6 protein-coding genes and 1 other RNA gene are annotated in these 6,362 nt (G+C 42.6%); 2 read left to right on the forward strand and 5 right to left on the reverse strand.

Annotated elements, in window-relative coordinates:
- Nucleotides 1-432 precede the first annotated feature (432 nt).
- The 5 genes from rnpB to KPX09_RS05750 all read right to left on the reverse strand — a co-directional run bounded on the left by rnpB (nucleotide 433) and on the right by KPX09_RS05750 (nucleotide 4,813).
- Nucleotides 433-769, reverse strand: an RNA gene (gene rnpB, locus KPX09_RS03940) — RNase P RNA component class A.
- 1,065 nt (nucleotides 770-1,834) lie between these two features.
- Entirely contained in the window at nucleotides 1,835-2,803 is a 969-nt protein-coding gene (bioB, locus tag KPX09_RS03945; protein WP_249549091.1) for a biotin synthase BioB, read from the reverse strand.
- Nucleotides 2,790-2,975, reverse strand: a complete 186-nt coding sequence (locus tag KPX09_RS03950; protein ID WP_249549092.1) for a hypothetical protein — start codon at nucleotides 2,973-2,975, stop codon at nucleotides 2,790-2,792. Before KPX09_RS03950 ends, bioB begins: the two co-directional genes overlap by 14 nt.
- Before the next feature lie 232 nt (nucleotides 2,976-3,207).
- Nucleotides 3,208-3,663 carry a PAS domain-containing protein gene (locus KPX09_RS03955; RefSeq protein WP_249549093.1) on the reverse strand — a complete coding sequence of 152 codons (456 nt, stop codon included), beginning with the start codon at nucleotides 3,661-3,663 and terminating at the stop codon, nucleotides 3,208-3,210.
- Between the two features lie 481 nt (nucleotides 3,664-4,144).
- Complete coding sequence (locus tag KPX09_RS05750) at nucleotides 4,145-4,813, reverse strand: M23 family metallopeptidase (protein WP_249549094.1); 669 nt, start codon at nucleotides 4,811-4,813, stop codon at nucleotides 4,145-4,147.
- Between the two features lie 87 nt (nucleotides 4,814-4,900).
- On the opposite strand from KPX09_RS05750, the gene glpX reads away from it, so the two are divergent.
- Complete coding sequence (gene glpX, locus KPX09_RS03965; protein WP_249549095.1) at nucleotides 4,901-5,836, forward strand: class II fructose-bisphosphatase; 936 nt, start codon at nucleotides 4,901-4,903, stop codon at nucleotides 5,834-5,836.
- Nucleotides 5,837-6,077: 241 nt separating this feature from the next.
- Complete coding sequence (locus tag KPX09_RS03970; protein ID WP_249549096.1) at nucleotides 6,078-6,332, forward strand: hypothetical protein; 255 nt, start codon at nucleotides 6,078-6,080, stop codon at nucleotides 6,330-6,332.
- Nucleotides 6,333-6,362 lie beyond the last annotated feature (30 nt).

The following is a 6,362-nucleotide window of genomic DNA, read 5'->3' on the forward strand; positions in this document are numbered from 1 at the left end:
CCATCAATTTAGGGACGGATGTGCGTTGCCTGATAGCACACACTGTCATTAGTTCAAGGTAACTGAATCCCCGATATCAGGCGCTCCGAGTAAGCAGACTTTTTGATGTATTGGCCTATCATAAAACAGCGTACTCCAGTGACGTTACTATGCAGAGTGTAGGGAAATTTTTACGGCGTTTTCGGCTTAGTTCGTGTACGAAGTTAGGTTCTTGAGCGGCTCATAGAATAATCTGTAAGGTATGGAATTATTATGCATTGTTGCGATATATGATCGCAGTGTATATCTAAAAATTACTCCTACCATAGGTTGAAGACAGGGGATATTACGTAGACTTGAGAACACATTAGTGAAATGCAGTTTTACTGAATGGTATCGCAGTATTGTCGATAAATGACTATAAAGTCATCATTGAGGTAACGAAGGCCTGTGGATGTCAGGTGGAGATAAGCCGGATTCTGTGTTATGTAGTCATTCATCTGGGATATGCATCGCTGCACGCCTCATGCGGCTTACCCGGGCAACAAATGAGAGAAGCCATAATGCCCTTCTTAGCCTTGCTCCTGGTAGTGGTTACCTTGCTACTACGTGTTACCACGAGTACGGTGCGCTCTTACCGCACCTTTTCACCCTTACCCCTTGACGGGGCGGTAGTTTTCTGTGGCCCTAACCTAGAGTTACCCCCGGCAGGAGTTACCTGCCACCATCTTCTCTTGGAGTCCGGACTTTCCTCTGTGCAAAAAAGCACAGCGACTACAACTCCACCTGATGCTTCAGTCTATATTATGTGTAGCTAGAGTACAAGTGACATATATCCTATTTTCCCGAATTTCTCAGCGCTTCAGCCGAGTATCATCTTTTTAGGTAATGGAAGTACGTATTCTGCGTGATATTATGGACCAATGCGCGCACGGAGTACCTTGCAAGTGCCTTTATAAAACTGATCTCATAGTACACTTACGCATGTGCTGTGTGCGCATTGACACTCCGTAGCTCTCCTCTACACGCAATATAAATTCTACATTCATAAGGCTGTGTAAAGCTCATAGCAATATACTACAAGCACGTATGACACTTCCTTTATAGGCCTGCTGCTAAAGTTTTATCGCTGCATTGCATACGTAATAGTAGGAATTTCCACATGATTACGCTAAATATCACTTTATATCTTCTTCCGGTGTTATTAGTGACTTTTTTTGCAGGTATACTTGATTTCTTTGTACTCAAAGTTGCTTTTAAGCGTTCCATAAAAAAAATACTACGTAACAAGATGACTCTCAGAATAAAAATATAGGAAATGTTACGTAGATTAATGAACACGCAAGGCTTGAATGTGCCTAAAACTGTCTGTAGGTATTGGGAATTGGTATTGCTGATTAGATGCATACATATGATTCTGCATCAAGTAGGTTCACATCGGATACAATGAAATTTCAGGGTTTCCACGTTTCATACCACAAAAGCGTTGTTCTGAAGGGGGACAGGGAGATTGCCCATAGTTATAGTGTAGCTAGGTTTTAAGTCCTACCTTAAATTTGTCAAAGCCGAGCATGCGGCAGAATATTTTTTCAAGATGAACCGCACCGTACAGTAGCTGATAGCAGAGCTATACTAGCGAACTGACCGTGTCAGACAACAGTACAACAACTTGAAGGATTGTAACACCAACATGATGGAGAATTCTCCCAAGCAAAAGACTAATGTGTTTCGGAAGGTGTTGCTACTATCCCAAGTCAATAAAGCAAACATCGATCAGATTCTACTGGGAATTTTCTGTATCACGCAGTACTACAACAACTTATAGGATATATAATCCTAATATGATGGAGAGTTCCTAACAAGCACAAGATTCATGTGCCCCGGAAGGCGTTGCTACTACACCAAGCCTAGAAAGCAAATTTTGATCAAATTCTGGTGTAGCATTTTCAGTAGTTAGTAGCTGTTCACCGTAAAATATAGAGTTTGCACCCGCAAAGAAGCATAACGCATGCATCTCCTCCGTCATGTCTGATCTACCAGCAGCAAGACGCACATATGATGCGGGCATCATTATTCGAGCGACCGCTATGGTACGAACAAAATCAACACTATTTACTTTTTTCGCGCCCTCTAAAGGAGTGCCTTTAAATGTCACAAGTCTGTTGATTGGAACAGAACGAGGATGCTGCTTAAGAGTTGCCAGGGTTAACAGCATCTGAGCTCGATCTTCTACACTCTCACCCATTCCCAATATGCCTCCACAGCATACATTAATACCAGCTTCTTGTACATTATTGATTGTATCTAGCCGCTCATCGTACGTCCGCGTGGTTACTATGTTATGATAGTAGGCTCGCGAGGTATCAACATTATGATTATAAAAATCTAAGCCGGCTTCCTTGAGCTTCTTCGCCTGTTCAAGCTTTAACATGCCCAGAGATGCACAGCTTTCCAGACCCTCTTTTTTTATAGCTTTGACAAACTCACAGATACGGTCAACATCCCTATCATGAAGATTACGCCATGCGGCTGCAAAACAAAATCTGTGTACTCCAACATCTTTGGCGCGTCGCGCCGCAGTACGCACTTCCTCAACACTTGATAGCCCCTTCTTAGTAAGACCAGTTTTGTTATGTGCGCTCTGAGAACAATAACAACAGTTCTCCGGACAACCACCTGCTTTAATATTTGCCAGTGCACAAACCTGTACCTCGTTGTGACGAAAGTACTCCCTATGCACCATGTGAGCCTTGAATAGCAAATCATTAAACGGTAGGCCAAAGAGCTCTAACGTTTCCTCAAGAGTCCAATTATTCCTTATCACGCTGATGACTTTGTTTCTCCTTTGAAGCCTGAAATCGCCTAAAGCACTCGCTTAGGGCGTCAAACTCCTCCCTACACACAAAGCCCATTTCCTTCAAAGAGGACCTCATGCGCTCCTTTAGTACACCTCTACTCACGGCGAGAACGCTGCAAGCTCCACCCAGGACGGACATACCAATCCTAGTACAACCACGCAACAGGGAAAAAAGCATGCAAATCTAACTCGCCAACGCCTCAGGGATTCTATAAGCAGCATACGAGAATGTCAACTGCCATAAAGCGAGGCACTTATGGTACGACAACAGTGGGCTATTACAACTTACCACTGCACCGACATCATGGATAACGTCACAAAAATACAGAACGTATACTGCGTTTGTTAATTTCATGAAAGGGCATTACAGGTTAATATACCCTGCCTCCAACCACGCCTATTATGTGATCCACGGTACTGTCATTCCCGAGTGGTAACAGACACTGGCGTATTTTGACTTCCCTTCCCTTGTGCGTTGTCTTTTCGGTTTCTTCTATTATAGGTCTCTGATTTTCGACTACAGATTCCAGATAATCGAACAAGTTTTCCACGACTTGCGGAAAGAAAATTACCATGTTTTCCGTTTCTGAGTAGTGCTTAAGATCAGAACCATAAAGCCGTACAGCTTCTTCTCCAGCATAGATGCACTCATACCGTTTTTCTTCATCAGCATACTTTACCTGCAGTATGAAGCAATTCGGCCAGATCGTCATAAGCTCTTCAGGCTCTATTTCGTCCTTTCTAGGGTAACACCTGCCATTGCGAAGCTGATCCCAATAGGAGCATAATGTATTTATCGCTCTTCTTTCGGACACATATTCTGACATTTACTACTTGCAACCTATACTACCACGATTTCAGTACTATATATCAGAAATATTGATTTTTTATTACTGGAATAAATACTGTTTTTACATAGGGGTAAAACATCCATGTAACGCATAAGGCGGGGAAGCGAGGATTTCCATACCAATTGGCATAGAATTTATTACTGGATTTTTTTCCGGAAATATGAATCCACAACTTAATGGTTACTGTGAGATTAAGTGTGCACTATAGCGGATATGTATACAGTCAAATGTTGTCTTGTGCATATCTAATTACGTGTATATAAGCTATATAGAATCTGTAGAATTTCTAAAGTTGCTGCAGTTACCGATCATAATGGTATGTATTTCCTGAGGGTGAGTGATTATCAGACGAGTACTCACACTTGCTCTCTCACTAACGTATTTGAAGACGTGATTTTACGTAAAACTTCAGCAGATGTGGTATAGATAGATATCAGGCTTTAGATATGTTCACGCACTACCTTTGTGACAACTTGCATTGCTTGAAGTGTTGTACTGTATCTACTTCCTTTCCATCATGACGCATCGAAAAACAGCAGAATGGTGTATTGCCTTTAGAAAGAGCTCTTCCTCCAGCGTAGGATGATGCAATCGTAGCCAAAACATCTCCCTTGTTCACGGAATCGCCAATTTTAACTCCAATCTCATCAAGATTATAATACATGGTAATTGTGTATCGGTCGTGTTCTAGTATGACCAAGTTGCCGTATTTTCTCAGGTTTTTGCCAACATACATTACCTTTCCCCTAGATGAAGCAGTTATCTCTATGTCACCCTTACTAATTATCGCGATTCCGCTTTCACAACGTACTCCGCCTGTGTTACCAAAGCTCTGCATGGAAACTACCTTACCATTCAAAGGCATGGAAAAATCGCACCCAGGACGTGCCTCATATACTACAGGATCCATATTGATAGTAGAAGCATCTTCAACGAGAATCAGTCCAGATTTAGCAGTAGAGCCACCAGTAGGTGTACTATTATCTCTAGTCAAACGATATTCTAAGTGTTCATTGTTATCTGTGCTCCCATAGAACTTTTCTCCCTTCATAGAGACAGGAGCAGGACTTTGCGTCAGGCACCCACACAACAAAAACAAGCAAACCGATGACGCCGCTATCCGCACATTAGTCTATTGATTACACAATAACTCGTGTATCATAATGGAGTATTACATTTTTGTGAATGACTATTTCGAGATAGCGGGGAATTAATGCTAATAGAAGATCTGTGTTTTCAGTTTCTAAAAGTAACGGAACTTGCAGCTGTTGAGGCGTACCGGTTTGCAGGAAAGTCTGACGAAAAAGGAGCAGACCGAGCGGCGGTGGATGCTATGCGTTCTACTCTGAACACTATGGCTATAGATGGTGAAATAGTGATAGGAGAGGGGGAAAGAGATAATGCTCCTATGCTATATATAGGGGAAAGAGTTGGTAAAGGTGGTCCTGCTCTTGACATAGCAGTTGATCCTCTAGAAGGTACGACCACGTGCGCTCTGCATAAGGATGGGGCCATGTCAGTAATTGCCGTGGCCAAGAAGGGTAGTCTGCTAAAAGCTCCGGATGTGTACATGGATAGGATAGCTGTAGGACCAGGCTTGCCAGCAGGTATTGTGAGTATGGACAATGATCTGAAGACTAATTTGCAAAATTTGTCTGTGGCCAAGAAGCGAGCAGTAACAGATCTTATAGCCGTAGTGTTAAAGAGAGATAGACACCTTTCTTTGATAAGTGAGCTAAGGTCGCTGGGTGTTAGAGTGCGGTTAATTGACGATGGCGACATCGGTGCTGTTATATCGCTTATCAAAGGTGAGAATGATATTTGTTTAGGGATAGGTGGAGCTACAGAGGGTGTACTTTCAGCAGTAGCACTGTCGGCTGTGGGAGGCCAGCTCTGTGGTAGATTGGTATTAAATACTGCAGAGTTACGTGATAGGGCAGGCAAGTTAGGTATCAGTGACTACGACAGAGAATACACAGAGCGTGATATGGTAAGAGATAAGGCATTTATGATAGTGACAGGTGTTACTGGTAGCACTCTTATGAATGGCATTAGATATAATGGCCATAATCAATTAGAAACGGATTCTATGCTTTTCTTGCCAGAAGGGGTTATTACGCGCGTGAGACGTACGCACTTAGGCACGTAGATTCAAGGGGAGTATAAGCAGGTCATAGGGCGGGTTTCTAGGTGCTGTTTGTTTTAGCTTTGTAGGGTTGTCAGCTTGAAAGTTCTTATGCTGTGAGAGAAGATTTGTTGTAACAACCAGTGCTGAGGGACATCTTAGTCAGGTGATAAGTGTCTTGGAGACAACATTTGTAATAGTGGCATGGATGCGTACTGCAGCATGTAACACAGTTTCTTAAAACTCGGCTTGTATGAAGTGAGCTGTGTTTCCTGTTGAATACTGGAGATGTGTTCACAAGTTTGGTATGCATGCTCCTGCTTTGCGCAATCCAGAGAACAAGATTTTTCGCTGCACGCAGAATACGTACTGTAATTGCGTTGCAACAATCATGAGAAAAAGCAAATCTGGCATAAGGGGCGTGGCACACGGTAATTACCTTGTAAAATGGGGAACAATGACTCAAATTCAGATAGTGGTTGTTGGGGGAGAGCAGAGTGTTATCAAGCTCATTTTCTAAGCGCTTTTTCTCTACTATGGTAAAGGGCAC

This window comes from Anaplasma phagocytophilum, from assembly GCF_023476575.1.
GTDB classification, from domain to species: Bacteria; Pseudomonadota; Alphaproteobacteria; order Rickettsiales; family Anaplasmataceae; genus Anaplasma; species Anaplasma phagocytophilum_A.

Coding starts and splice junctions, on each gene's coding strand:
- KPX09_RS03955 (WP_249549093.1), bottom strand. CDS start 3,663: ATGTCAGAATATGTGTCCGAAAGAAGAGCGATAAATACATTATGCTCC.
- glpX (WP_249549095.1), top strand. CDS start 4,901: ATGCTAATAGAAGATCTGTGTTTTCAGTTTCTAAAAGTAACGGAACTT.
- KPX09_RS03950 (WP_249549092.1), bottom strand. CDS start 2,975: ATGTCCGTCCTGGGTGGAGCTTGCAGCGTTCTCGCCGTGAGTAGAGGT.